The organism is Acinetobacter sp. YH12208 (assembly GCF_013418055.1).
In the GTDB taxonomy this organism is placed as follows: Bacteria; Pseudomonadota; Gammaproteobacteria; order Pseudomonadales; family Moraxellaceae; genus Acinetobacter; species Acinetobacter pseudolwoffii.
This window is the reverse complement of sequence record NZ_VPCT01000008.1, coordinates 78465-103519: the sequence shown is the minus strand read 5'-3', so window position 1 is coordinate 103519 and position 25055 is coordinate 78465. Positions and strand designations below refer to the sequence as shown.

The 25055-nt window shown below is 44.7% G+C and carries 28 protein-coding genes; 26 read left to right on the top strand and 2 right to left on the bottom strand.

Going from position 1 to position 25055, the window contains the following annotated elements; translation table 11 throughout:
- Positions 1 to 41: 41 nt before the first annotated feature.
- Positions 42 to 575, top strand: a complete 534-nt coding sequence (gene hfq, locus FTU95_RS09720; protein ID WP_074383259.1) for an RNA chaperone Hfq — start codon at positions 42 to 44, stop codon at positions 573 to 575.
- Between the two features lie 119 nt (positions 576 to 694).
- Here the strand turns inward: hfq and FTU95_RS09715 are convergent, their stop codons facing one another.
- Positions 695 to 2002 carry a peptidylprolyl isomerase gene (locus tag FTU95_RS09715; RefSeq protein ID WP_180078299.1) on the bottom strand — a complete coding sequence of 436 codons (1308 nt, stop codon included), beginning with the start codon at positions 2000 to 2002 and terminating at the stop codon, positions 695 to 697.
- Positions 2002 to 4455, bottom strand: a complete 2454-nt coding sequence (locus FTU95_RS09710) for an LPS-assembly protein LptD (RefSeq protein ID WP_180078297.1) — start codon at positions 4453 to 4455, stop codon at positions 2002 to 2004. The genes FTU95_RS09715 and FTU95_RS09710 overlap by 1 nt, the downstream gene beginning before the upstream one ends.
- 121 nt (positions 4456 to 4576) lie before the next feature.
- Here FTU95_RS09710 and FTU95_RS09705 point away from each other — a divergent pair, with 121 nt between their 5' ends.
- The 25 genes from FTU95_RS09705 to rpsA all read left to right on the top strand — a co-directional run bounded on the left by FTU95_RS09705 (position 4577) and on the right by rpsA (position 24928).
- Entirely contained in the window at positions 4577 to 5590 is a 1014-nt protein-coding gene (locus FTU95_RS09705) for an aminoglycoside phosphotransferase family protein (RefSeq protein ID WP_180078294.1), read from the top strand.
- The gene (gene murU / locus FTU95_RS09700) at positions 5591 to 6280 is read left to right on the top strand and encodes an N-acetylmuramate alpha-1-phosphate uridylyltransferase MurU (RefSeq protein WP_180078292.1); all 690 of its coding nucleotides are present in this window, start codon (positions 5591 to 5593) and stop codon (positions 6278 to 6280) included.
- An 85-nt stretch (positions 6281 to 6365) separates the two neighbouring features.
- Positions 6366 to 6998 carry a 16S rRNA (guanine(527)-N(7))-methyltransferase RsmG gene (gene rsmG, locus FTU95_RS09695; protein WP_180078290.1) on the top strand — a complete coding sequence of 211 codons (633 nt, stop codon included), beginning with the start codon at positions 6366 to 6368 and terminating at the stop codon, positions 6996 to 6998.
- Positions 6999 to 7023: 25 nt separating this feature from the next.
- Positions 7024 to 7806 carry a ParA family protein gene (locus tag FTU95_RS09690; RefSeq protein WP_005170377.1) on the top strand — a complete coding sequence of 261 codons (783 nt, stop codon included), beginning with the start codon at positions 7024 to 7026 and terminating at the stop codon, positions 7804 to 7806.
- Positions 7803 to 8690: a ParB/RepB/Spo0J family partition protein gene (locus FTU95_RS09685; protein WP_005097335.1), complete on the top strand. Its 888-nt coding sequence runs from the start codon at positions 7803 to 7805 to the stop codon at positions 8688 to 8690. The genes FTU95_RS09690 and FTU95_RS09685 overlap by 4 nt, the downstream gene beginning before the upstream one ends.
- Positions 8691 to 8723: 33 nt before the next feature.
- A complete protein-coding gene (locus FTU95_RS09680) occupies positions 8724 to 9362 on the top strand; it encodes a MotA/TolQ/ExbB proton channel family protein (protein ID WP_005170379.1) in 639 nt (212 codons plus the stop codon).
- A 10-nt stretch (positions 9363 to 9372) separates the two neighbouring features.
- Positions 9373 to 9795, top strand: a complete 423-nt coding sequence (locus tag FTU95_RS09675; RefSeq protein WP_004278885.1) for a biopolymer transporter ExbD — start codon at positions 9373 to 9375, stop codon at positions 9793 to 9795.
- The gene (msbA, locus tag FTU95_RS09670) at positions 9795 to 11522 is read left to right on the top strand and encodes a lipid A export permease/ATP-binding protein MsbA (protein WP_159138335.1); all 1728 of its coding nucleotides are present in this window, start codon (positions 9795 to 9797) and stop codon (positions 11520 to 11522) included. The genes FTU95_RS09675 and msbA overlap by 1 nt, the downstream gene beginning before the upstream one ends.
- Positions 11523 to 11525: 3 nt before the next feature.
- Entirely contained in the window at positions 11526 to 12530 is a 1005-nt protein-coding gene (gene lpxK, locus FTU95_RS09665; RefSeq protein WP_180078288.1) for a tetraacyldisaccharide 4'-kinase, read from the top strand.
- A gap of 12 nt (positions 12531 to 12542) precedes the next feature.
- On the top strand, positions 12543 to 13304 hold the full coding sequence (gene kdsB / locus FTU95_RS09660) for a 3-deoxy-manno-octulosonate cytidylyltransferase (protein WP_100329622.1): 762 nt from the start codon (positions 12543 to 12545) through the stop codon (positions 13302 to 13304).
- 14 nt (positions 13305 to 13318) lie between these two features.
- Positions 13319 to 14299: a DNA polymerase III subunit delta' C-terminal domain-containing protein gene (locus tag FTU95_RS09655; protein WP_100329621.1), complete on the top strand. Its 981-nt coding sequence runs from the start codon at positions 13319 to 13321 to the stop codon at positions 14297 to 14299.
- Between the two features lie 15 nt (positions 14300 to 14314).
- Complete coding sequence (locus FTU95_RS09650; RefSeq protein ID WP_004278877.1) at positions 14315 to 14656, top strand: PilZ domain-containing protein; 342 nt, start codon at positions 14315 to 14317, stop codon at positions 14654 to 14656.
- A 27-nt stretch (positions 14657 to 14683) separates the two neighbouring features.
- On the top strand, positions 14684 to 15457 hold the full coding sequence (locus FTU95_RS09645) for a TatD family hydrolase (protein WP_180078286.1): 774 nt from the start codon (positions 14684 to 14686) through the stop codon (positions 15455 to 15457).
- A gap of 40 nt (positions 15458 to 15497) precedes the next feature.
- A complete protein-coding gene (locus tag FTU95_RS09640; protein ID WP_100355372.1) occupies positions 15498 to 16112 on the top strand; it encodes a TetR/AcrR family transcriptional regulator in 615 nt (204 codons plus the stop codon).
- 14 nt (positions 16113 to 16126) lie between these two features.
- Entirely contained in the window at positions 16127 to 16678 is a 552-nt protein-coding gene (locus FTU95_RS09635) for a type II secretion system protein (protein ID WP_100329620.1), read from the top strand.
- Between the two features lie 106 nt (positions 16679 to 16784).
- Complete coding sequence (gspI, locus tag FTU95_RS09630; protein ID WP_252721253.1) at positions 16785 to 17186, top strand: type II secretion system minor pseudopilin GspI; 402 nt, start codon at positions 16785 to 16787, stop codon at positions 17184 to 17186.
- Complete coding sequence (gspJ, locus tag FTU95_RS09625; protein ID WP_005170411.1) at positions 17183 to 17818, top strand: type II secretion system minor pseudopilin GspJ; 636 nt, start codon at positions 17183 to 17185, stop codon at positions 17816 to 17818. Before gspI ends, gspJ begins: the two co-directional genes overlap by 4 nt.
- Before the next feature lie 12 nt (positions 17819 to 17830).
- Positions 17831 to 18799 carry a type II secretion system minor pseudopilin GspK gene (gene gspK, locus FTU95_RS09620; protein ID WP_100355371.1) on the top strand — a complete coding sequence of 323 codons (969 nt, stop codon included), beginning with the start codon at positions 17831 to 17833 and terminating at the stop codon, positions 18797 to 18799.
- 153 nt (positions 18800 to 18952) lie between these two features.
- A complete protein-coding gene (locus FTU95_RS09615; protein WP_005097321.1) occupies positions 18953 to 19549 on the top strand; it encodes a 6-carboxytetrahydropterin synthase in 597 nt (198 codons plus the stop codon).
- Positions 19550 to 19595: 46 nt separating this feature from the next.
- Positions 19596 to 20309, top strand: coding sequence for a uracil-DNA glycosylase (gene ung / locus FTU95_RS09610; protein WP_074383250.1), 714 nt, complete (start codon positions 19596 to 19598; stop codon positions 20307 to 20309).
- Positions 20306 to 21427, top strand: a complete 1122-nt coding sequence (locus FTU95_RS09605) for an enoyl-CoA hydratase/isomerase family protein (protein ID WP_005097318.1) — start codon at positions 20306 to 20308, stop codon at positions 21425 to 21427. Before ung ends, FTU95_RS09605 begins: the two co-directional genes overlap by 4 nt.
- Before the next feature lie 7 nt (positions 21428 to 21434).
- Positions 21435 to 21950 (top strand): tRNA adenosine(34) deaminase TadA, encoded by a 516-nt coding sequence (gene tadA / locus FTU95_RS09600; protein WP_100358124.1) that lies wholly within the window; start codon positions 21435 to 21437, stop codon positions 21948 to 21950.
- 55 nt (positions 21951 to 22005) lie between these two features.
- A complete protein-coding gene (locus FTU95_RS09595) occupies positions 22006 to 22437 on the top strand; it encodes an SRPBCC family protein (RefSeq protein ID WP_005097315.1) in 432 nt (143 codons plus the stop codon).
- A 17-nt stretch (positions 22438 to 22454) separates the two neighbouring features.
- Positions 22455 to 23138 carry a (d)CMP kinase gene (gene cmk, locus FTU95_RS09590; protein ID WP_005170422.1) on the top strand — a complete coding sequence of 228 codons (684 nt, stop codon included), beginning with the start codon at positions 22455 to 22457 and terminating at the stop codon, positions 23136 to 23138.
- Between the two features lie 110 nt (positions 23139 to 23248).
- Complete coding sequence (gene rpsA, locus FTU95_RS09585) at positions 23249 to 24928, top strand: 30S ribosomal protein S1 (protein WP_005097313.1); 1680 nt, start codon at positions 23249 to 23251, stop codon at positions 24926 to 24928.
- The last annotated feature ends 127 nt before the right edge of the window (positions 24929 to 25055 follow it).

Below are 25055 nucleotides of genomic sequence, written 5' to 3'. Positions count from 1 at the left end.
AGTTTTTGCGCTGATTTTTAATTTTTTTTTGGAGTTATAACATGTCTAAAGGTCAAACTTTACAAGATCCATTCTTGAATTCTCTCCGTAAGGAACGTATCCCAGTATCTATCTTCCTGGTAAACGGTATTAAATTACAAGGTCATATCGAGTCTTTCGACCAATACGTGGTTTTATTAAAAAATACAGTAAGCCAAATGGTTTATAAGCATGCAATTTCAACTGTAGTGCCTGCACGTAATCCTCGTCCTGCTGGTGCGCCTGCTGGTCCACAAGGTGCTGGCTTTGGCGGTCAAGGTGCTACTGGTGGTTTCGGTGGCGGTCAAGGCGCTGGCTTCGGTGGTCAAGGTGGCTTCGGTGGCGGTCAAGGTGCTGGTTTTGGTGGTCAAGGTGGCTTCGGTGGCGGTCAAGGCGCTGGCTTTGGTGGTCAAGGTGGTGGCTTTGGTGGTCAAGGCGGCTTCGGTGGCGGTCAAGGTGCTGGCTTCGGTGGTCAAGGTGGCTTTGGTGGTCAAGGCGCTGGCTTTGACAACGATACTAAATTTGAAGATACTCAAGACGACGAAAATAATCGTTAATCGAGTCTGAAAATTAAAAAAACCTCTCATCGAGAGGTTTTTTTATGCCTGTAAGTTTTGCATGGATAAAAATTAAAAAGCCAGCAATCTAGCGCTGGCTTTTTAAAATGGATCTGGGCTTAACGATTACGTTTAGGATCCAGTTGTGGATCTTTGATTTCTACATAGGCATTGCTACGTGTTTCACGTAACCAGCTGTCCAGCTCAGCATCAAACTGACGTTCACCAAGTAATTGACGGGCCATACGTTCTTGATATTCCTCTGTCATATCCTGTTGACGTGTTTCGCTGACTTGCAGGATATGCCAGCCAAACTGGGATTGAAACGGTTTACTGAACTGCCCCACTGGGGTGCTTTTCATTTGCTGTTCAAACTCAGGCACCATTACCCCAGGGCTTACCCAGCCAAGACTGCCACCATCACGTGCTGAACCGGTATCATTGGAGAAGGTTGAAGCTAAAACAGTAAAATCTTCGCCTTGTTGCAGGCGGCTATATAAACTGTCAATCATCTGTTTGGCATTTTCCGGACTGACTACTTCAGAGGGTTGAATCAGGATGTGACGGGTCAAGTATTGAGGAACCAGGGCTTTTTGTTCGCCACCTTTACGTTCTAGTAGCTTGAGTACATGTACCCCATCAGCAACCGGAATGAGTTCAGAGGTTTGACCTGGCTGTAGGGTCGTGACACGTGCAGCCAGTTCTGCCGGAATTTCTGACAGGCTTCTCACGCCCATGTCAGCAGCTTCGACTTTAACGCCGCCAGTGCTGTATTTTTTGCTGATCGCCTGAATATCATTGCTGTTATTCAGCTCTTGCTTTACCTGTGTAGCAATCTGTTCAGCATTTTCGCCGCTTACACGTAAATGCAGCACATGTACCTGACTGCCGAGTAAAGCCTGACCTTGCGGGGTATTTAGGAAGTTTTTAACATCCTGGTCTGTGATTTGAATCCTTGAAGTCACGACTTGTTGACGTAAACGATTCAGCGCTAAATCTTCCGCAATACGGTTGCGTAAAGAAGCATAGGTATTGGGCGCCATGGCATCCAGTTTTTGCTGAAAAGCTTCCAGACTGGTTGAGCCCGAATCGCGTGCAACTTTCAGTACTGCGTCATTCAGGGATTTTTCATCGGGACGAATATTGTAGCGTTTAACTTGTTCAAGTTGTGCCTGACGAATAATGAGCTGCTCTAAGGCTTGTTGCTCAAGAAATTGTTGGGGTGGAACTGTCTGATTTTGCTTTTGCAGCTGATGAGAAATCTCGGCCACACCTTGAGCCAGATCACTACGCAGAATGATACTATTGTCGACCACAGCTACAACTTCATCTTTAGGTTGGGCAACAGCAAACGTCGTCATCGCTGAAGAAAGGCATAGCGCAAGTGCAGTCGCTTTAAAAATTTGTTTTAACTGTTTTGTCTTCATTAACGTTCTGTCCAAGTTTGATTGATATTGTTAAAACCTAGAATGCGATTTTCTAGTAATGAGGTGAGTTTGCTGCTTAACCCACCTAAGCCTTTCAGGCTGACCTCGGCCATAATTGCGCGTTTGGCTTTGACGTTTGAATCATTAACGTCGTCTAAGTCATTGTAATATGAACGACCATATACAGAAACTCCCCAACAGCATGACTCATAGTTGACCCCAAGTAAATATTCTCGTGCGACACTATTGTCGAGGTCAAACTGCGCATGTCCTACCAGACGCCAGTTGTTGGCAAGCGGCTGAATAAAGGAGCCGACGATATGATCATAACGGTCTTGACGGTTCGGAATGTCTTTACGATAGAAATAGCCGACGTTGTATAGATTGCCCTGATCGCCAGTATAATAAACCTGCACATCACGCTGCGCATTTTGACCATTCGACATCCAGCTGGAGTTTAAATTGACATGGACATTATTCGATAGCTGACTGGTGAGCTGAATGACAGGCCCTGTATGGCTTTCACGGTCATATTTGTCTGCATCCTGTTCCAGTGTGACACGGCGATCTTCAAAGAAGAAACTTTGACCGACACTCGCACGTAGGCGTTCCAGACCTTCTTCATTAAACAGGCTATAACTCAGGCCTAAAGAGGCAAAGTTGTTGTCTTCCAGGCGGTCGTTGCCATAGAAGCGACGTGCACTGAAAAGCTGATCATAATTAATCGAAGCGACGACTGAGTCAAAGTTAGGTTGATTCTGCTGGTTTTCATAAGGTGAATAGGCATAGAACAGACGAGGCGTTAAGGTCTGTAAATAGGTGCCTTCTTTTTCGAAAATTAAGCCGGTGTCCAGCGTGAATTGTGGCACCACAATGGACTGGCTTTCACTAGAACCACCACGGTCTCGGGTTTTCTCATCATAGAAGGTATTGATGTTGCGTACAGATGCTTCCGGAATAAAAAACGACCACGGGTTATAGTGATTATAACGCACCGAAAAGTCGTTATAGATGCGGGTGCCACTTGGTTGATAAATCTTGTCATTATTTTGAGGGATATCAGCAAAATTTCTCAGGTCCTTCTGGAAATAAGCAGTATCGTTATTAAACTCAAGCTGTAATCCGAGTGGATTGCCAGTTTTATAATTGACTAAAAGCTGCGGTAAACGTGCATAAGGACGATCTTCATCCAGTACAGTGGGATCGAGTGTCTGGAAATCTTCGACTTTGAATTGTGCCTTTAAGCCGGGAATACCATTTTTATAATTGACTTCCCAGGCGCGGCGCAGGTTCAAGTCAGTTTTTGAGTTCGGGTTATTGTCCAGGTCGGCAAAGTAATCTTTGTCTGAGGCGTAATTATATTCCAGATTGGTCGAGAACTGATCGTTGATCTGCCAATTATGCAAGTAATGTAAGCTTTTACGATCCTCATTATCATAACTTTCATCCGAAGGTAGATAGCCACCCCAGATACGACCTTCACCATAATTTTCTGTCAAATAACGGAACTCGCCATCTAGCATGGCACCACGATCACCAATATAGCGCGGAGTGAGGGTAGCATCGTACTGTGGAGCCAAATTCAGATAAACAGGAACACCGAGTTCAAGTCCGCCATCATTGGTAAAACCAAAAGTTGGCGTCAGAATGCCAGTAGTACGGCGGTCATCAATCGGGAAGTTGAAATAAGGGATTGCCAATACCGGAACGTCTTTGACATACAGTTTGGTATTGCGGGTTTCACCGCGTCCGGTTTCCTGATTCAGCTTGATCTTTTCTGCCTGTATTTTCCAGGTCGGCTTTTGCTCAGGCGGGCAGGTAGAGTAAGTGGCATTTTCCAGTTCTACCGTCTCGGTCGAGGTTCTGGCGATCTTTTCTGCCCGACCATGCGCATGTTGCTGCTCTGCAATATAGAAACTGTTGTTTAAATCGCCCTGTTGGGTTTTTAAATTATAATTAATATCATCACTTTGTGAGATCAGACCGCCTTGTGCTAACTGTACCCGACCTTCTGCTTTGGCATAGGTCTGGGTTTGATCAATCGTTACGCGTTCAGCACGAATCTGGCGACCTTGCTGGTCAATGATGACATTGCCTTCTAAATAAGAGTCACCTGCTGGATTGTAGTGACCATAATCTGCAGTAATGGTGGATGTAGCCTGATCTGGCGCAACGGTTGCTGCATCTGGAGCAATCGGGGTCACCCAGGTGCCTTCACAATAAGTTGAACTTAAGTATTTTTCCTGCCGCTGCTGTGCCTCAGCTGAGGATTTGTCGACATAGTATTGCGAAAAGAATGCTTCACCTGGATAGGTCTCATTTATGCGCTGTTTGAGTTGTTCTGCATTTACATCGGACGAGACATTTGATGCAGCATAGCCGGAGGCTGAGCTGCCACATAAAAGGGTTAAGATCGCAGTCGCTAGAGGGTTGATTTTAAAGTGATGCTTCATTTGTCTCATTAACCAATCATGCTTTTATCGCAATTAATTATTGTCGCATCATAGAGAAAAAGTTGATAAGTAGCTACACTTAGCACTTTAAAAACTCAGCCTGTATTAGAATTAATTGCAAATGAATACACAACGCGAACAATTGATACAATCTTGGATTGCCTCTGTACTCGGTTCAGATCAATTTGAAACTCATTTTTTAGCAGGTGATGCCAGCTTCCGTCGTTATGCACGAATCAAACTGAATAATAAAACATTTATGCTGATGGATGCACCACCAGAAAAAGAAGATTGTGTGCCTTTTGTGACGATTGATGAATTTTTTGATGCGCATGGCGTGCGTGTTCCGCATATTGTCGCCAAAGATCTGGAAAATGGTTTTTTGCTGCTCGAAGATTTTGGCGATGTCCTGCTTTCCAATCTGCTGAATGAAGAGACGGTGGATGCTTATTATGAGCAAAGCTTTAAGCAGCTGATTCAACTGCAATCAATTGCTGGAGAAGGACATTTTCCGGAATACTCTTATGAAAAACTGATCTCGGAAATGCAGCTGCTGACTGACTGGATGTTACCAGCGTTAAAGGTTCAACTGACTGAATCAGAAAGCGCCTTGATCAAACGCACTTTTGCGATTTTGGCGAATGCCGCATTGGCACAGCCACAGGTGATCGTGCATCGGGATTTCCATAGTCGTAACTTGATGAAAATCGACAATGAAACCGAACTCGGTGTGATTGATTTTCAGGATGCTGTGATTGGTGCGGATACTTATGACTTGATCTCGATTACCCGTGATGCCTATGTACAGTGGAATGCCGATCGTGTGTATCGCTGGTTCAAAAACTTTTATGACTTGTTGCCAGCATCTGCTAAAGAAGAGCGTGACTTTGAACAGTTTAAAAAAGACGCCGACATGATGGCGATTCAGCGTCATATCAAGATTTTAGGTATTTTTGTGCGTCTGTTTGAACGTGATGGCAAGTCAGGTTATCTCAAGGACTTACCACGTGTGATGTGGTATCTGCTTGAAGAATCTAAGGCTTATGCAGAACTAGAGCCATTCATGCAGTTTATGCGTGACAGAGTGATGCCTGCATTTGAAGCTAAATATGGCTCATATGAGGTGGCTGCCTGAATGAAAGCGATGATTTTGGCCGCAGGACTCGGTAATCGTATGCGGCCGCTAACGCTGCATACGCCAAAGCCTTTGCTGGAAGTTGGGGGCAAGCCCTTAATTGTCTGGCATATAGAGAAACTGGCTGCGATCGGTGTTACTGAAATTGTCATCAATACGGCTTGGCTCGGTGAAAAACTCGCAGAAGCTTTGGGCGATGGTTCACGATTTGGCATTAAGATCCTTTGGTCACATGAGGGTGAAGGTCTGGAAACCGCTGGTGGAATCATTAATGCCTTGCCGCTACTCGGTGATGAACCTTTTATTCTGTTAAATGGTGATGTCTGGACCACGATGGATTTTGCACCTTTACTGGATATTGATCTAAAGGATAATTTGGCGCATCTCGTACTTGTGCAGAACCCTGAACAACACCCAGAGGGTGATTTCACGCTTGCAGAAGGTAAAGCTTATACCTTTGATCAGCAAGTCGGAGGTGAGAACCTGACTTTTAGTGGTGTATCCGTACTTGATCCGAAGATGTTCCAAGTCTTAGAGACTGGCAAACGTCCTTTGGCTCCGTTGCTAAAAGCAGCAATGCAGAATCAGCAGGTTGCAGCTTCTAAACTGGCAGGCATTTGGGTTGACGTAGGAACCCCAGAGCGTTTAACGGCACTGGATACGGCGATCCGTGAAGGGAAGTTTGCTTAAGTGAATATTCGCTAAGCACTGCCTACTGTGCCAATATAGAGAAAACGGTATACTTCCACCTAACTTTTTCGAGCGTAGATTGTTTATGCACATGTTTTTTCAAGAACTAAAGCAGGGTAGCCAGGCTTTGGGTTTAGAGCTATCTGATGAAGCTTTAAATTTATTACTCAAGTATCAGGACGCTTTGGTGCTGTGGAACAAAGCATATAATTTAACTGCAATCCGTGATCCGAAAGAAATGCTGGTCAAGCATCTGCTGGACAGTCTCAGCATTCTAAAAGATCTGCCAGCGGGCCGTCTGCTCGATATCGGTACGGGTGGCGGTATGCCAGGTATGATCATTGCTTTATGTCAGCCTGAGCGTGAATGTGTATTACTCGATTCAAACGGTAAAAAAATTCGTTTCCTGAAGCAGTTTATTGCCGATCTGAAACTTAAAAATGTCATTGCGGTGCAAACGCGTGTAGAAAATGAAGACAGCATTAACGAGCTGGGTCAATTCGATGTGATTACCAGTCGTGCATTTGCATCTCTGACTGACTTTGTGGATGCCTCTAAACCGTATATGCATGAACAGACCATTATTGCCTCGATGAAAGGCTTAATTCCTGAAGATGAAGTCACTGCTTTAAAAAATGAATTTAGTTGTGAGATTATTGAACTTAAAGTTCCGCGCTTAGACGAACAGCGTCATTTACTGCTATTAAAACGTATTTAAGAATTTTAAAGGGATTGGGGGCAACATGGCACAAATTATTGCGATTGCAAACCAAAAAGGTGGTGTTGGTAAAACCACAACCGCAGTAAATTTGGCAGCATCTTTAGCTGTGTTAAAAAAACGCGTTTTGCTGGTCGATATGGATTCGCAAGGCAATGCAACCATGGGGTCGGGCATTCAAAAGAATGACTTGCTCTATTCGGTCACCGATGTATTGCTGGGTGAAGTGCCGATTGAAACGGCGATCGCCAAGGCAGAAGTCGGTTATAAGGTTCTGGGTGCCAACCGTGATCTGGCTGGGGTTGAGCTGGCAATTGCAGATCAAGAAGGACGTGAATTCATCTTGCGTGATGCATTGCAAGAAGTCGAAAAGTCATTTGATTATATTATTGTTGATTGTGCGCCAAGTCTGAGCCTGATTACAGTGAATGCTTTGGCAGCGGTTGATGGTGTGCTGATTCCGATGCAGTGTGAATATTATGCACTGGAAGGTCTGGCTGATTTGACCCAGACCATTGATCGGATTCAGCAAGCATTGAATCCAGACCTGCAAATTGTTGGTGTATTACGTACCATGTATGATGCGCGTAATGCCTTGACCCGTGATGTCTCTGAAGAATTAGAACAATATTTCGGTAAAAAACTGTATGACACCGTGATTCCACGCAATATTCGTTTGGCCGAAGCGCCAGCACATGGTTTGCCGGTGATTTATTTTGAGAAAAGTTCAAAGGGTGCAGTTGCTTACTTAAATCTGGCAGCTGAAGTATTAAAGAAAAGCAAAGTGAAAAAAGGAAGTAAAGCATGACCGTCAAGAAACGTGGACTCGCCAAAGGTCGTGGCTTGGATGCCTTGCTAGGTTCAATTCAAAAAGAAAAATTACAGATGGAAGCTCAAGGTCTTGATCATGGTCAGCTCAAACAGATCGATGTGAACCTGCTCAAGCGTGGTGAATACCAGCCGCGCCGTTATATCAACGAGCAAGACTTGCAAGAGCTGGCGGCATCGATTGAAAAACACGGCATTATGCAGCCGATTGTGATTCGTCCGGTCGATGACGAACGCTATCCTTATGAAATTATTGCCGGTGAACGTCGTTGGCGTGCAGCGCAGTTGGCGGGTCTGACTGAAATTCCTGCGATTGTGCGCGAACTTCAGGATCAGGTCGCGATTGCATTGGCTCTGATTGAAAACATCCAACGTCAGGATCTGAATCCGATTGATCAGGCCATGGCTCTGCAACGTTTCCATGAAGAATTTGGTTTAAGCCATCAGGAAATTGCAGACACAGTCGGCAAGGCACGTACTACGGTCAGTAACTTACTTCGCCTGCTCAGTCTGGCTGAAGAAGTGAAAGACTTTATGCAGCAAGGCCTGCTGGATATGGGGCATGCACGTGCGATTCTAACGCTGAAGGCAAAAGACCAGCTCAAAGTCGCTGATATCGTGATTGAAAAAAGTCTATCTGTTCGTCAAACCGAGCAGTTAGTCCGTGATTTTAATGCACCTAAACAAGAAAAAGTAAAACAAGCGCTTGCACCGGATATTCAGCAATTGACCCAGCGCCTTTCAGAGCGTTTCAGTGCTGATGTGAAAATTGACTATAACAAACAAGGTAAAGGAAAATTAGTCATTAGTTATCATTCTTTAGAAGAGCTGGATGGCATTCTTTCTATTTTAGAAGATGAATAATTTATATATTTTTTTTATTGGGGAATAAATTAGATGTGGGAATTGGTTAAAGCGGGTGGCTGGCTCATGCTGCCACTGGTCTTGTGTTCTATCTTTATGCTGGCGATTTCGATCGAGCGCCTGATTCGCCTGAAAAAGAAAGCGGTACTTCCGTCTACACTTCTGATGAGTCCAGTGCAAAATGCATCACAAGTCATGCAAAAAATTCAACAAAGTACAGAATTGAAGCACAGTACTTTAGGCCGGGTATTTGCAGCAGGCTATGCCAGCAAGCCTCAGGGCGAACAGTATGCCCGTGCACAAATGGAAGTGATGGCATCGCAGGAAATTGGTTATCTGGAAAAGAATATTAACTTTCTGGGAACCTTAAGTGCTGTGGCGCCATTGCTGGGTTTGTTGGGGACTGTGCTTGGGATTATCGAATCTTTTCTGATGATCGATGTGGGGACTGGGAGTGATCCGGTATTGATGATGCCAGGTATTTCCAAAGCCTTGATTACCACAGCAGCCGGGATGCTGATTGCGATTCCGGCACTTTTTGCCCATCGTTACTTCCAGCGACTGGTTCAGGAATATGTGGCGGAGCTTGAACAGCAGGCGACCTTGTTTCATGCGGATCTTTTTTATCGCAATATTGCAGATATAGACCAAGATATGCAAAAAGCCAGCTAGGAGGCGGATGATGAAATTCAAACGCAACCAGGTTGAAGATGTGCATATTAATCTGACCCCTATGATTGATTGTCTGCTGTTTATTCTGGTCTTTTTACTGTTATCGACAACATTTAGCCAAATGAGCCGTATGAACTTGACCTTACCAGATGCGCAGGGTGTTCCGCCTAAAAGTTATGATCAGAAAGTTGAAGTGATTGTGGATGCCAATGGTCATTATGCAGTCAATGGTCAATCCTTGGCCAGTAAAGAAGTCGCAGATTTAAATACTGCAATTAAACAGATTTCTAATGAACGCCGTGATTTAATGTTCGTCATTGCCGCTGACGCGAAAGCCAGCCATCAGGACGTGATTCGCGTTATGGATGTGGCCGGGCAGCTCGGCTTTGTCAATATTAATATCAGTACCAAAGTACCTACCCGAGGTTATTAGTGAAGCACGATTTTAAGGTCTATCTTCGCCTTTTAAGTTATTTAAAACCCTTTTGGGGCATCGGATTGCTTGTCCTGCTCGGTTTTTCTATTAATGCGGCTACAGAAGTTTCTGTGGCTAAATTACTGGAATATATTATTGAGGCCATTCAAGACAAAGACCAGAGTTTCACTTCGCTTTTCCCGTTTTTAGTGGTTGTCCTGATGTTCTTTCGTGGGCTGGGATTATTCATGGGGGGGTATTTTACTGCGGTGATTTCCCGTAATCTGGTGTTCAATATCCGTCAGGAAGTTTTTGCAAAACTGCTGCGTTTACCGTCTCAGTATTATCTGGACAATACCAGCGGGCATATTACTGCCAAGATCATGTATAACGTGGAACAACTGACCGCTGCCTCAACAGAAGCGTTAAGAACCCTGTTGCAACAAGGTTTGATTACGATTGCGCTATTAGGCTATCTGCTATATAGCAACTGGCGTCTGACCATGTGTATCCTGATTTTTGCACCCGTTATTGGCTTTGTGATCAGTAAGGCGGCTAGACGGATGCGTAAACTGTCACAGCAAGTGCAAGACACCATGGGGGATGTCAACCATGTGGTTCAGGAAACGGTCAATGCCAACCTGATCGTCAAGGGTTTTGGCGGCCAAAGTTATGAGCAGGAACGCTTTAAACAGAACTCGCTGGAAAACTTGCGTCGTGGCTTGAAAATGGTCGCTGTGCAGCAGTTGAACAGTCCTGTGGTTCAGCTGATCATGTCTATTTCACTCAGTATTGTCATGTTTATTGCCTTGCGTCCACAGATCCTTGGCGATACCTCTGCCGGTGAATTTGTGGCTTATATTACGGCTGCGGGCATGTTGGCAAGACCGATCAAAGCTTTAACAGATATCAATGAAAAAATTCAACGGGGTATGGCCGCAGCGCATTCGGTATTTGAATTGCTGGACATGCCCGAAGAAAAAAATACCGGGACTTTAAGCGATAGCTTAAAAGGTAATATTCAGTTTAAAGATGTCAACCTGTTTTATGATGATGGTCATCATGCCATTCGTGATTTTAATTTAGAGGTAAAAGCTGGTGAAACGGTTGCTCTGGTTGGGCGTTCCGGTGCCGGTAAAAGCTCACTGGTGAACCTGCTGGTACGTTATCAGGATACAAGTTCAGGTCAGCTTCTACTGGATCAGAAACCGATTGAGGACTTTGAGCTGACTGCCTTGCGTACCCAGATTGCGATGGTGAATCAGCAAGTGGTGCTGTTTAATCGGACTGTGCGGGAAAATATTGCCTATGGTCAGCTCGAAGGTGCGACTGATGAAGACATTATTGCAGCAGCAAAAGCCGCTTATGCACATGATTTTATTATGGCTCTGCCAAAAGGTTATGATACCCAACTGGGTGCTCAAGGTTTAAATCTATCTGGTGGTCAGCGTCAGCGCATCGCGATTGCACGTGCGATTTTGAAAAATGCCTCTATTCTGATTCTGGATGAAGCAACCAGTGCCCTGGATAATGAATCCGAATACTTTATTCAGCGTGCCTTTGATCAGGCCATGCAAGATCGTACAACCATTGTGATTGCACACCGTTTATCGACGATTGAAAATGCGGATCGTATTGTGGTCATGGATCAGGGGTGTATTGTCGAGCAAGGGACTCATGCAGAACTGATTGCATTGCATGGGGCTTATTATCAGCTGCATCAACGTAATTTTGAGGAACAATAAGTTATGGCATTGGCGCAAATCATTCAGGATGCTTGGAATGCACAGGCAAAGTGGCTGATGGTGCTGCGTCCTTTGTCATGCTTGTATCGTTTAGGTTTTGTCAGCAATCGCTGGCTGTACCACAAAGGGATCAAGACAAGCTATAGTGCTCCGGTTCCGGTCATGGTGATTGGCAATATCACTGTCGGTGGTAGTGGTAAAACCCCTTTACTGATTCATCTGGTTGATTATTTAACTCAACAAGGTGTAAAAGTTGGGGTTATTAGTCGTGGTTATGGCGGCAAAGGTCCATTTCCGGCTTATGTGGATTTTAATACCTTGCCTGAGGTCGTCGGTGATGAGCCTGCCTTGATTGTACAGGCGACGGGCGTGCCGATGGCCGTAGGGCCAAACCGGCAAAAAAGTATTGAACTGTTACTGCAAAGACATCAGCTGGATCTGATTATTTGTGATGATGGTTTGCAGCACTGGGCTTTAAATCGTCAGATTGAATGGATTGTACTGGACAATAATCGCGGTCTGGGCAACCAAAAACTGCTTCCGGAAGGCTATCTGCGTGAACCGGTGACACGCTTGGAAACTGGAACGGTAATTGAGCATTCGGCAAGTCCAAGTTCTGAGCTGCATATGCATCTGGCTGCATCACAGCCCTATCTGCTCAATCAAGACAACAATAAAATCTTCGACCCTCAGTCGGCTTTTTATGCAGTGGTGGGAATCGGTTTTCCGCAGCGCTTTTACCAGACCCTGAAAAATCTGGGCATAGAACAATTCCAGTGTCATGAATTTCCCGATCATCATGATTATGACATTGAAGATCTACAGTTTGATGATGCCAATCCGATCATTACCACGGAAAAAGACGCAGTCAAGATTATGGCATTACTGAAACAATATCCCGATTTTAAGCAGGATATCTGGGTGGTGCCAGTCGATGCAGTATTATCGCCAGCCTGCTATACGGTCTTGCAGCAACAGTTACAACAATACGGTATTCAAATTTCTTAAGGCTTATTCAGTATGAAACACATTGTTATTCCTGCACGTTTTGCCAGTTCACGTTTGCCGGGTAAACCCTTGCTGGACATTCATGGTCGTCCCATGATTCTGCGTGTGGTGGATCAAGCCAAAAAAGTACAAGGTTTTGATGATTTGTGTGTGGCGACCGATGATCAGCGTATTGCTGAGGTTTGTCGTGCCGAAGGTGTTGATGTGGTGATTACTTCGGTGGATCATCCTTCTGGGACAGACCGCCTCAGTGAAGTAGCGCGGATCAAAGGCTGGGACAGTCACGATATTATTGTCAATGTGCAGGGTGATGAGCCTTTATTGCCGGCACAACTGGTGAAACAGGTGGCACAACTTCTAGAAGATCAACCGGATTCTTCGATGTCGACGCTATGTGAGCCGATTCATCAACTAGACGAATTTAAGCGTGACAGCATTGTTAAAGTGGTGATGTCCAAACATAATCAAGCTTTGTATTTTAGCCGTGCCACCATTCCTTATGACCGTGATGGCGCGAAACTGGCTGAAGCAAAACTGCATAATCAGGCCTATCGTCATTTAGGTTTATATGCTTACCGTGTAAAACTGCTTCAAGAATATGTCACTTGGGAGATGGGGGGTCTGGAAAAACTGGAATCCCTAGAGCAATTGCGGGTACTGGAAAATGGTCACCGTATTGCGATTGCCGTGGCTGAAGCCAATTTGCCACCGGGTGTGGATACTCAAGAAGATCTGGATCGATTGAATCAAATGGATCTTTCTCATTTTGCTTAAGAAGAGTTGAATACATGCCTTTTGATGTCAATGCACAGATTTATCCATGGCAGCAACAGGTTTGGGAAACGCTGACCGGACGTTTTCCCAAGCTTGGGCATGGTTTATTGTTTTATGGCAAAAAAGGCTGTGGCAAGGAGGCATTTAGCCAGCAGTTTCTGGCTTGGGTCTTGTGTCTGAATCGGCAGTCTTCTGGTGCATGTGGCGAATGTGGCAGTTGCCAATGGCTCAAGGCTGATACGCATCCCAATTATGTGCATATCAGCACCGACGAAGACAATAAAAAACAGAATGCCAAAATCAAGATTGAAAAGATTCGTGATCTGTTGCCTTTTGTGCAGCAGACCGTCGATGGCTGGCGAGTGATTGTAATTGAACCTGCGGAAGCCTTAAATATCTCCTCTGCTAATGCATTATTGAAAACGCTAGAAGAACCCGGTGACAATACGGTCATTATTTTGCTGGCAGATCATTATTTAAAATTGCCTGCAACGATACGGAGTCGCTTGCAGCATTTTGCCTTAGACCGGATTTCTGCAGAACAATTTAGTGATTATGTTCAGGCACAGTTGCCGGATGCAGGTTCTAGCCAGCAACAGTTATTGATGAACCTGTCCAATCAGATGCCCTTACAAGCACTCGAGGTTGCACAAAGTGCCTGGCTGCCACTGCGTCAGGAATTCCTGCAAGACTGGCAAAAACTGGTGATGCAAAAAAATATGCCGCTTGCAATTGCGACCAAATGGAACAAAAGCCTGAGCTTTGGTGAATTTGCTCCCATGTTTGAATACTTGTTGTCCGATTTAATTTGTGTCAAGCTCAATCAAACGGTGAAAAACATTGATCTTGAGTTTAATGTGCTTGCCGAACAATATTCATTAGCAGCACTTTTTAAAATTTATGAAGATTTTCAGCGTTCCAAGCAATATCTCGAGCAGAATGTTCAAAGCAATCTGGTGATCGATGAGCTGTTTATCAAGCTGATGAATCTTTAATTAAGGGGAAATCACATGCAACCACGTATGGGCGGTATTATTCAGGCCAATATTCCTGACATTGAAACACTGTTTGCCAGCTATATGCCTTATGTTGTGGGTGGTGGGCTTTTTATTCCTTCCAAGCAGCCGGTCAAACTGGGCGAAGAAGTTTTTGTATTGACCACTTTGCCTGACCAGACCCAGAAAATTCCTTTAACTGGTAAAGTCATCTGGGTCTCGCAAAAGCAGAATGGCATCAAGCCACAAGGCTTTGGCATCCAGTTAAGCGGTGAAAAGGGTGTTTATTTCAAAAATGAAGCAGATCGTCTGGTTGCAGGTCTTAAATCTGAAGGGCGTAAAAGTTACACTATGTAGTTCATTTAGCTGTGGTAGGAACGCATTGTGTTTGTAGATACTCATTGTCATTTAACGATGCTGGATTTAACGCCGTATAACGGTGATCTGGATCAGGCACTCGCACAGGCCCGTGAAGCGGGTGTATCCAGATTCATGAGTATCTCGGTCGATCTGGATGATCATATCGCGCTGGCGAAAATTGCCGCGCGTCACCCGGATGTCGGTTATACCGTCGGGGTACATCCTTGCGAAGATGCTGCAACTATGGCGCGTGCCACGACTGAATATCTGGTCGAGCTGGCACAACCAGAAAAAGTCTGGGCGCTCGGTGAAACCGGTCTGGATTATTATCACAGTACAGATTTTGTCGAAGAACAAAAAGCCTGCTTTGCCCGTCATATCCATGCTTCGCAAATCACTAAGAAACCGGTGGTGGTACATACCCGTGCTGCCAAGCATGATACCGTGGATATTATCCGTGCGGAAAAATCCACGCATGGCATCTTGCATTGCTTTACTGAAGATTGGGAAACTGCCAAATCGGTTTTAGACTGCGGTTATTATGTCTCATTTTCCGGGATTATCTCGTTTAAAAATGCCCAGGATCTGCGTGATGTGGCCAAACAGGTTCCGCTGGATCGTGTACTGATTGAAACCGATAGTCCTTATCTTGCGCCGATGCCATATCGTGGTAAATCTAACGAACCTAAATACGTTCCTTATGTAGCCAAAGCGCTTTGTGATGTATATGATAAGTCGCTAGAAGAAATGGCTTCTATCACAAAGCAGAACTTTGAAAATCTTCTAAATTTAAAGTAAATAAAGTTATATAAAGTACAAGAGAGTTTATAGGGTGAAGATGGATCGTCAGGCTCAGTTTCGAGCAAGAGAAACCTTGATTTTTCAAGTCGCAGAGCAGCTCCTGCTGGAAAATGGTGAAGCAGGAATGACGCTAGATGCGCTTGCTGCTGAACTTGATCTGGCCAAAGGGACACTCTATAAACATTTTCAGAGTAAAGATGAACTGTATATGTTGCTGATTATCCGTAATGAGCGCATGTTGCTGGAAATGATTCAGGATAGTGATAAAGCTTTTCCTGAACATCTGGCCTTCTTTATGTTGCACCATTTACATCATCCAGAACGTACGGTGCTGTTCCATCAGATTGAAGAACGTCTGTCAACGACTGGCGTGGGAATTCAGCATCTATTCAGTGAACTGTATCAGGTACGCAAACAGCGTTTACGCCTGATCATCCGCATGACAGAAACTTATCTGGTTTCAATTCATAGCCGCATGTCGGTGCGTGACTATCTGGCGTCGATCTGGTCACTGACCCATGGCGCCGCTGCAATTCTCAATTCCAGTTTTTATCAGCGTTATCTGGGTTCACGCGATACCTTGCGCGTGGCCTATATCGATCAAGCACTGGCTTTGCCAAAGCAGGTGCATTCTGCCGAGCAGTTTGCCTAAGGTTAGAGCTTAGTATGATCAGATCATCTCACAGCGCAGTTCGTGGCTTTACCCTCATCGAATTGATGGTGGTGATTGTGATTATGGGAATCATGGCCTCACTGGTATTGCTGAATACCAGTGGTGTCGATCAGCGTAAGGCCATGCAGGCACGCGAGATTTTGTTATTAGACTTGCAGCGGGTCATGCGTGAGGCGAATGACCAGTCCAGAATACTGGCGCTTGATATGCAACCCGCGACCGATGTCTCGCCATTTCGTTATGGGATTGTAGAATATCGTTCAGCAGCGCAGACTGAACAGAACCTGCAAAATGAAAAATGGCAGAGTTATACAGAATTTAAATTACGTAAGCTGCCGGATCATGTGTCTTTTCGGATTCAGGGGCTAGAACAACAGCGTTATGCCCGTGCGCAAAATCGTGATCTGACGCAGGTGAATTCTCCTCAATTGATCTGGCTGGGGAATGGTGAGGTCAAGCCGGTACGGATTCAGTTCTTTTTAGAAGATCGCGAAGTCGGCTCTGCGATTGAGGTGGATCATCTGGGTAAAATCAATGAAATCTAGATCTTTCAAGCAAAGTGTGTGCTCCAGGCTGATCAAACCATTTAAATCGAGTGCTGATCGATTGCATTGTGGGCACTTCGAGCAGAGCTCTTCGTCTTGCGCAGCGGTGAAACAGCATTTCACTCATCGCAGCTCAGGCTTTACCTTGCTGGAAGTTATGGTTGCACTGGCAATTTTCGCCACCGCAGCCATGACGCTGACCAAAGTCGCGATGCAATATACCCAGTCAACCTCGAATGCCATTCTGCGCACCAAAGCACAGTTTGTTGCCCTGAACGAAGTGGCTCAAATGGAAATCAATCAGCAATGGATGGATGGTACGGCCTCCAAACAGCTGACCCAGCAAGGCGAAACCTGGCAAATTGACAAGCGCAGTGAACCGACGATCAGTCCCAATGTGCAGCGTATTGAACTACAGGTCAGTCTGGTCAATCAGGAGACTGGTCAAGTTGCATCCGGGATCAGCAGCTTGATGTTCTTTAATCATCGCATGAACAATACGCCATGAAGCCTAAAGGATTTACCCTGGTCGAATTATTGGTTGCCATTGCAATCTTTGCGGTACTGTCTGCTTTGGGCTGGAAAGTTTTTGATTATATTGTCAAAACCAAAGATCAAAATGCAGTACATGAACAGCGTCTAGGTCAGCTACAGGAAACCTATCAGCAAATTTTACGGGATACGGTACAGGCAGTCCCTTTAACGGCCAATATCAATAGTGATATTCAACCGGCTCTGGTTTTGCAAAATGGCCGTTTTAATTTTAGTAAAACTGGCGTGACTGATCCTCTGGAGGAGGGTATTTCGCCAGATGAACGCATTGAATATCAGTATCGGGCCGATGAACAAAAACTGTATCGACTGAAATATCGCAACCTGAATCAGACCGGTCGTGATCAACCTGAATCCAGTATTTTATTATCGGACGTTGAGCAATTTCAGGTTGTGGTGCTGAATCCAAATGAACTCACACAGTGGCCTGATTCTTCTATGGATTTAAATCAGCTAGAGCAGAAACAGCGCTTGCCCAAAGGCATTAAAATCAATTTAACCGTGAATGGCGTCAGCTATGAGTGGCTGTTTAGTTTATTAAATACGGACTTTTTGCTTGATAATCAGAATACAGGTCAACCCGGCTAAGAATCATAAAAAATGAAAATGAATAAACAGAGGCTGAAGCAGCAGCAGGGCATTGCACTGATTACCATTCTGGTGATGGTGGCATTGGCGACTATTCTGGCAGCCACGATTGCCCAGCGTCAGGCTGCAACTGCTGAAAGTACCGCCTATCTGATGCGGCAAAATCAGTCGCTGATGTATGCCAAAAGTGCCGAAGCCTTTTTTTCTGAATTACTGGTGGATGATGCTGAAAATGCCGCAGAGGTTGATCATCTACAGGAAACCTGGGCGCAGCCGATGCCGGCTTTTCCGGTCGATGACGGCTATGTTTCCGGAATCATCCAGGATGAATCGGGCAAGTTTAATTTAAATAGCCTGATCACTGCTGAAGATAGCGTCAATGAAAATGCCAAAGCATGGTTCGAGCTGATTTTAAAACGTGCAGGTTTGCCAGCGCAGCTCAGTGAAGCCGTAATTGACTGGCAGGATGAAAACGAGCTGGTGAGTGGAGGTATGGGTGCCGAATCTAATTATTATCAAGGCTTACCGAATGCCGCTTTACCACCGAATGCAAAATTTCATAGCGTAGAGGAATTAAAGCTGGTACGTGGTTTTGAAGAAAATAAGTACAAACGGATAGCACCTTATCTGAGTGCTGCACCGATGCAGGAAAGTCCGGTCAATATTAATACAGCATCTGCTTTTCTGTTGGCCAGTATGGATGAAAAACTGGATGTGAATGCAATACAACAATTGCTGGATCAGCGACAGGCCAATTTGGAACACTTTTCTAATGTGTCTGAGTTATGGTCACTCGAACCGTTTGCGCAAGTCGATGCTGCCAAGCGTAATCTGTTTAATAGCTTGCTCGGAGTGCAATCCAATTATTTTAAAGCTCAGATCGAAGTGGTCTTGAGTGAACGCAAGCGCCAGTTCAGTAGTGATCTGGTTCGTCAGGACAAACAGGTATATGTGGCTTATCGCAGTATGGCACCCTTTTAGTCAGGGCTTATTCAGTTATACTGTCAGTCTAAATCTGAACAGCAGCTTGATCCCTTTTCCCTATCAGGCTGAACAGCAAAATTAATCCTCAAAGCTGTAGTTTTGCTTTATAATCAAAATCAATTCACCTATTTTTTGACGACATTACGGCATATGTTAATTCGTAAGTTATTTAAGTTTGAGAATGCTCATATTGTGCGTAACTGCACGTCAGATCGCTGTAAGCGTTCGATCCATGGCCATAGTTATAAAGTCGAGCTACTGTTAAAAGCCTCGAAATTAGATCATGGGCAAATGGTCTATGACTTTGGTCTGCTTAAAGGTGTGATTAAGGATTTCTTTGATTCTTTCGATCATGCGATCTGTTTCTGGCAAAATGACGACCCGGAATATATTCAGGCTTGCAAAACTTTCAGTGCGCGATGGGTGTCGTTACCGGTATCACCATCGGCAGAGCAGTTTTCACGTATCTTTTTCTTTCTGGCGCAACAAGTGCTGGCATCGACCGTGACTCAAAATGGCGAAGGTGATGTCGAAGTCTATTCTGTGATTATGCATGAAACCGATACCGGTTATGCACAAAGCTTTTTAGAAGATATTCAAAATGAACAGATGGGCATTCTGAGTCTGGATCAAATTGAGTTTTCTGAACAGGTGCAAGCTGAATGGACCGATCCGGACATGTTGAACAAGCTGAAACAGGGCACAGCATTTCATAACCCGACTGTAGATTTACAGGTACAGATTTAAAGTCTGCGTGACTTGAAATCCATTGACATAGATTTAGGATTGAAGAATGTCTTTAAATGAACAGCAACTGGCCAAACTGAATAAGGTTCAGTTGGATGAAAGCTGGAAATATGGATTGAGTGAGTTTTTACTCAGTCCGAAAATGGACGAATTAAAAGCTTTTCTGATTGAAGAAAAAAAAGCAGATAAAACAATTTATCCTCCCAATCATCTGATTTTTAATGCCTTGAATACCACGCCGCTCGATCGGGTTAAAGTGGTCATTTTAGGGCAAGATCCTTATCATGGCCCGAATCAGGCGCATGGATTAAGCTTTTCGGTGCAAAAAGGGGTTGCATTGCCGCCATCTTTGCGTAATATTTTTCACGAGTTACATGCGGATGTCGGGGTTGAACGACCAAAGCATGGTGACTTGACGCATTGGGCGGAGCAGGGTGTGCTTCTGTTAAATGCAGTACTGACCGTAGAAGCAGGTCAGCCGACTTCGCATCAAAAGCGCGGTTGGGAAGAATTCACCGATCACGTCATTGATGTTTTAAATGAGCAGCGTGAACATATTGTCTTTATTCTTTGGGGCGCATACGCACAGCGTAAAGGACAGCGCATCAATCAGGACAAGCATCTTGTGTTAAAGGCCGCACATCCATCGCCTTTGGCCGCAAACCGTGGTGGTTTTTTTGGTTGTAAAGTATTTTCAAAATCGAATAACTATCTCAAACAACATGGCATTGAGCCTATAGATTGGCAGCTGGACGCATGACATATTCTCCCCTTAATAAAACTTATCATCCGGATTTGATCGTTGAAGAAGCGCATAATGGCTGGCGTATCGTTCGTTTAAATCGTCCAAAGTCTTTGCATGCTCTGGATGAATCGATTGCTTCTGCACTTTTGGAAGTATTTCAGGATTTTCATACGGATGACAGCGTAAAAGCGATCTGGTTAGATTCAACCACACCGAAAGCATTCTGTGCCGGCGGCGATGTGCGTAAATTACGTCAACTGGTCATTAACGATGAAGTGGCGGCTGCCAATAAGTTTTTTGAACAGGAATATGCGCTGGATCTGTTATTGCATAATTATGCCAAACCGGTTTTGGTCTGGGGTGAAGGTTATGTGATGGGTGGGGGCCTTGGTCTGTTTATGGCGGCACCTTTCCGTTTAGTGACGCCGTATTCGCGTTTGGCGATGCCTGAAATCAATATCGGTTTATATCCCGATGTGGGTGCAACTCGCTTCCTGGCCGATCGGGGCGCGATTGGTTTATTTACCGGCTTGACCGGTTCAATCATGACCGCTGCAGGCGCTTATGGGATTGGCTGGGCAACACATATTTGTGATGCACAGCGTGATTCAGTTTTAGATAAAGTGATTAATATTGACTGGGATCATTATCCTGCCGGTGACTTCCGTGCCATTGATGACACTTTAAATAGTATGCATCGTCCGGTAGGGCCAGGACCACTGCAAAACTCTCTGGATGTGATTCATAGTGTTTGTCGTGGTGTCAACTTCGAGCATGATTATGAATCGATTATCGGTCTGAGTGATGCGCGCAGTGACTGGTTGCGTCAAGCCAGTGAAAATCTGCAAAAAGGTTCACCAACTACAGCTGCATTGACCTGGTTGCTCTGGCAATGGGGTAAACAGGTACATTCCTGGAATGAAATTTTTGAACTGGAAACCCAGATTTCTGACTGGAAAATCCGTCATCATGATTTCGTTGAGGGGGTACGCGCGCGTCTGGTGGATAAAGACCTTTCTCCTGCATGGAAAAAGGGTGCAGATATGAGCTTAAAAGGTATTTTGTCTGCAAACCCTCCGGTGACCAATATTGAAAGCTGGAATGCCTTGTTAAAACAGTATGGTGTGATTTAAGTCTTACATGTCCGAAACACAATTGAGTCATGAATACTGGATGCAGCTTGCCTATGCGCAGGCTGCACTTGCTGCCGCACAGGGCGAAATTCCGGTGGGTGCGATTATTGTTAGTCAGAATCAGATCATTGGTCAGGGCTTTAATGCGCCGATTTCCTTAAATGATCCGACCGCGCATGCCGAGATTGTGGCGCTGCGTGATGCCTGTCAAAATATCCAGAATTATCGACTACCTGACGATGCAGTGCTGTATGTAACCCTTGAGCCGTGCACCATGTGTGTTGGTGCTTTGGTACATTCACGGGTTTCACGGGTAGTATTTGGCGCATTTGAAGCGAAAGCGGGTTCACTGGTCAGTGCACGTCAATTATTTGAAACGGGCTATTATAATCATGTATTTTCCTTTGAAGCAGGCTGCATGCAGCAGCAATGCTCCGAACAGCTTAGTGCATTTTTCAAGTTGCGTCGTGAGCAGAAGCGGCAACTCAGGTTACAAGAAAAATTATTAAATACGCAGAAATAAATCTACTTTATCGCTAAAATTCCTTAGTTTCGAATCTATAATTTCAGGAAAAATAATGCATAGCATTCAAGTAAAAAAAGAATTTCCGGCATCGATTGATGAAGTCTTTGATTTAATGTCTAAGCATGCCACCTATAATATTGCCTTTGCGCCGATGCAGGTTGAACGAATCAAGGATTCTGCAGATGCTGAACATCCGGATGGACTAGGTTCGGTGCGTGCTATGGGGGTGGGGCCGCTCAAGCCGCTGAAAGAACAGATTACATTGTTTGAGCCGAATGCTCGTATTGAATATCAGATTATTAAAAATCCATTGATCAAGCATCATCTGGGGATTATCGAATTTGAAGCGCTGGCCGATGATAAAACCCTGGTCACCTATACGATTGAATTACAGGCGCGTGCGCCTTTTGTGAGTAAATTAATTCTTGCACAGTTACAGGCAGCGATTAAACTAGGCCTGACGAAACTCGCAAAATCTGTTTAAACAACAACGGGAAAGCAATGACAGTTCAAATTATTACCATTGATGGTCCAAGTGGGTCTGGCAAAGGCACGTTGGCAGCAAAACTGGCTGCACATTATCAGTTTCACTTATTGGATTCTGGCGCGCTCTACCGACTTTTGGGTTTGTCATTGCATCACCATGATTTACTGGATTTAATGGATATTAAGTTGCCAGAATGCGTACAAATCGCAACAAATCTGGATATCCAGTTTGTCAGTAGCGAAACCGGGGTGCAGGTATACTTGGATGGCGAAGATGTTTCCCAGACCATTCGAACTGAACGCGTCGGAGAATTTGCTTCAAAAGTTGCTGCAATTCCTGAGCTTAGAATGGCAATGGTTTCACGTCAACATGCTTTTGCACAGGCACCTGGTCTGGTGGCAGATGGCCGCGATATGGCCACAAGTATCTTCCCGCAAGCTCAGGCTAAAATATATTTGACTGCATCGGCTGAATCGCGCGCGCAAAGACGTGTAAAGCAGTTGCAGGGTATGGGGCTGGATGTTAAAATAAACGATATTTTAGCTAATATCATCGCGCGTGATAAACGAGATATGGAACGCACTGTCGCTCCACTCAAGCCTGCCGACGATGCTTACATTATCGATAGTTCAAATTTGAACATTGATGAGGTATTCCAGTTGATGACCACTTATGTGGACCAGCAGTTAGCCAATTAACCTGATTTTATCAGCAAACGCATAGCTTGATCAGTTTTATATGGACTATGTAGATGCTTAATTAAACCGGCCTTGTCTGATCCAAGACCGCTGACTTTATCGGAAATATCATGACCGAATCTTTTGCAGCCCTCTTTGAAGCAAGTGAATTAAACCTCAACGTTGAAAAGGGTGCAGTTATCCAGGGCGTTGTAGTAAGCATTGACTCTGATTGGGTAACTGTTGACACTGGCCTTAAATCTGAAGGCGTTGTTGACCGTGCTGAGTTCTTAAATGAACAGCGCGAACTTGAAGTTCAAGTTGGCGACACTGTAGACGTAGTTGTTGAAGCGCTTGACAACGGTATGGGTCAAACTGTTCTTTCTCGCGAAAAAGCTAAACGCGCTGAGACTTGGACTAAACTTGAAAAAATCTTTGAAGACGGCGAAATCGTTACTGGTGTTATCTCTGGTAAAGTTAAAGGCGGTTTCACTGTTGACATCGGTCCAGTACGTGCGTTCCTTCCAGGTTCTTTAGTTGATACTCGTCCTATTCGTGATACGACTCACCTAGAAGGCAAAGAGTTAGAATTTAAAGTAATCAAACTTGACGCTAAACGTAACAACGTTGTTGTTTCACGTCGTGCTGTTATGGAAGCTGAATCTTCAGCTGACCGTGAAGCTCTTCTTGCTCAGCTTGAAGAAGGTCAAACTGTTACTGGTACGATCAAAAACCTTACTGACTACGGTGCATTCGTTGACCTTGGCGGTATTGACGGTCTTCTTCACATCACTGATATGGCTTGGAAACGCATCAAGCATCCTTCAGAAGTTGTTGAAGTGGGTCAAGAAGTTACTGTTAAAGTACTTAAGTTCGACCGCGAGCGTAACCGTGTTTCTCTAGGTCTTAAACAACTTGGCGAAGATCCATGGTTAGCGATCATGAACCGTTACCCTAAAGGTTCAATCGTTAAAGCGCGCGTAACTAACCTGACTGACTACGGTTGTTTCGCTGAAATTGCTGAAGGCGTTGAAGGTTTAGTACACGTTTCAGAAATGGATCACACGAACAAAAACATCCACCCATCTAAAGTTGTTCAGATCGGTGATGAAGTTGATGTTATGGTTCTTGAAGTTGATGAAGAGCGTCGTCGTATTTCTCTTGGTATCAAACAAACTCGTGCTAACCCATGGGAAGAGTTTGCTAAAGACCACGACAAAGGCGAAAAAGTTTCTGGTACGATCAAATCTATCACTGACTTTGGTATCTTCATCGGTTTACCAGGCGGTATCGACGGTCTAGTTCACTTGTCTGATATTTCTTGGAACGAACAAGGCGAAGAAGCGATTCGTCGTTACAAGAAAGGCGACACTGTTGAAGCGGTTATCCTTTCTGTAGACGCTGAAGGCAACCGTATCAGCCTTGGCATCAAGCAAATGAACAACGATCCGTTCAATGACTTCCTTGCTGCTAACGAACGCGGTGCGTTGGTTAAAGGTACTGTAACTGCAGTTGATGCGAAAGGCGCGACTGTTAAGTTGGCTGACGAAGTTGAAGCGACTCTGAAAGCATCTGAAATCAACCGCGATCGCGTTGAAGATGCAACTAAGTTCCTTGAAGTTGGTCAAGAAGTGGAAGCGAAGATCATCAACGTTGATCGTAAATCTCGCGCAATCAACTTGTCTATCAAAGCGAAAGACGAAGCTGAAGAGAAAGAAGCAGTTGCTAACTTGAAAACAGCGCCAGCTGCTGGTCAAGACAATGGTCCTAAGACGATTGGTGACCTGATCAAAGCTCAAATGGGCAACTAAGTAGACGTTTGAATTGTATTGTTAATGTAAGTTAACTAATACTTTTTATACAAATACTGTAAACGGTAGCGTAGTATTTAATTATTGCGCTACCGTTTTGTATTTAAACAGGTTATTATCGGGAAAT

Bases quoted from the DNA above. Each gene is read 5' to 3' on its own strand.
- rsmG (WP_180078290.1), top strand. From the start codon at position 6,366: ATGCACATGTTTTTTCAAGAACTAAAGCAGGGTAGCCAGGCTTTGGGT.
- FTU95_RS09655 (WP_100329621.1), top strand. From the start codon at position 13,319: ATGCCTTTTGATGTCAATGCACAGATTTATCCATGGCAGCAACAGGTT.
- FTU95_RS09615 (WP_005097321.1), top strand. From the start codon at position 18,953: ATGTTAATTCGTAAGTTATTTAAGTTTGAGAATGCTCATATTGTGCGT.
- FTU95_RS09605 (WP_005097318.1), top strand. From the start codon at position 20,306: ATGACATATTCTCCCCTTAATAAAACTTATCATCCGGATTTGATCGTT.
- lpxK (WP_180078288.1), top strand. From the start codon at position 11,526: ATGGCATTGGCGCAAATCATTCAGGATGCTTGGAATGCACAGGCAAAG.
- murU (WP_180078292.1), top strand. From the start codon at position 5,591: ATGAAAGCGATGATTTTGGCCGCAGGACTCGGTAATCGTATGCGGCCG.
- cmk (WP_005170422.1), top strand. From the start codon at position 22,455: ATGACAGTTCAAATTATTACCATTGATGGTCCAAGTGGGTCTGGCAAA.
- FTU95_RS09715 (WP_180078299.1), bottom strand. From the start codon at position 2,002: ATGAAGACAAAACAGTTAAAACAAATTTTTAAAGCGACTGCACTTGCG.
- FTU95_RS09675 (WP_004278885.1), top strand. From the start codon at position 9,373: ATGAAATTCAAACGCAACCAGGTTGAAGATGTGCATATTAATCTGACC.
- FTU95_RS09680 (WP_005170379.1), top strand. From the start codon at position 8,724: ATGTGGGAATTGGTTAAAGCGGGTGGCTGGCTCATGCTGCCACTGGTC.
- gspJ (WP_005170411.1), top strand. From the start codon at position 17,183: ATGAAGCCTAAAGGATTTACCCTGGTCGAATTATTGGTTGCCATTGCA.
- FTU95_RS09595 (WP_005097315.1), top strand. From the start codon at position 22,006: ATGCATAGCATTCAAGTAAAAAAAGAATTTCCGGCATCGATTGATGAA.
- FTU95_RS09710 (WP_180078297.1), bottom strand. From the start codon at position 4,455: ATGAAGCATCACTTTAAAATCAACCCTCTAGCGACTGCGATCTTAACC.
- FTU95_RS09685 (WP_005097335.1), top strand. From the start codon at position 7,803: ATGACCGTCAAGAAACGTGGACTCGCCAAAGGTCGTGGCTTGGATGCC.
- FTU95_RS09635 (WP_100329620.1), top strand. From the start codon at position 16,127: ATGATCAGATCATCTCACAGCGCAGTTCGTGGCTTTACCCTCATCGAA.
- FTU95_RS09705 (WP_180078294.1), top strand. From the start codon at position 4,577: ATGAATACACAACGCGAACAATTGATACAATCTTGGATTGCCTCTGTA.
- gspK (WP_100355371.1), top strand. From the start codon at position 17,831: ATGAAAATGAATAAACAGAGGCTGAAGCAGCAGCAGGGCATTGCACTG.
- hfq (WP_074383259.1), top strand. From the start codon at position 42: ATGTCTAAAGGTCAAACTTTACAAGATCCATTCTTGAATTCTCTCCGT.
- kdsB (WP_100329622.1), top strand. From the start codon at position 12,543: ATGAAACACATTGTTATTCCTGCACGTTTTGCCAGTTCACGTTTGCCG.
- FTU95_RS09640 (WP_100355372.1), top strand. From the start codon at position 15,498: ATGGATCGTCAGGCTCAGTTTCGAGCAAGAGAAACCTTGATTTTTCAA.
- tadA (WP_100358124.1), top strand. From the start codon at position 21,435: ATGTCCGAAACACAATTGAGTCATGAATACTGGATGCAGCTTGCCTAT.
- FTU95_RS09690 (WP_005170377.1), top strand. From the start codon at position 7,024: ATGGCACAAATTATTGCGATTGCAAACCAAAAAGGTGGTGTTGGTAAA.
- rpsA (WP_005097313.1), top strand. From the start codon at position 23,249: ATGACCGAATCTTTTGCAGCCCTCTTTGAAGCAAGTGAATTAAACCTC.
- FTU95_RS09650 (WP_004278877.1), top strand. From the start codon at position 14,315: ATGCAACCACGTATGGGCGGTATTATTCAGGCCAATATTCCTGACATT.
- ung (WP_074383250.1), top strand. From the start codon at position 19,596: ATGTCTTTAAATGAACAGCAACTGGCCAAACTGAATAAGGTTCAGTTG.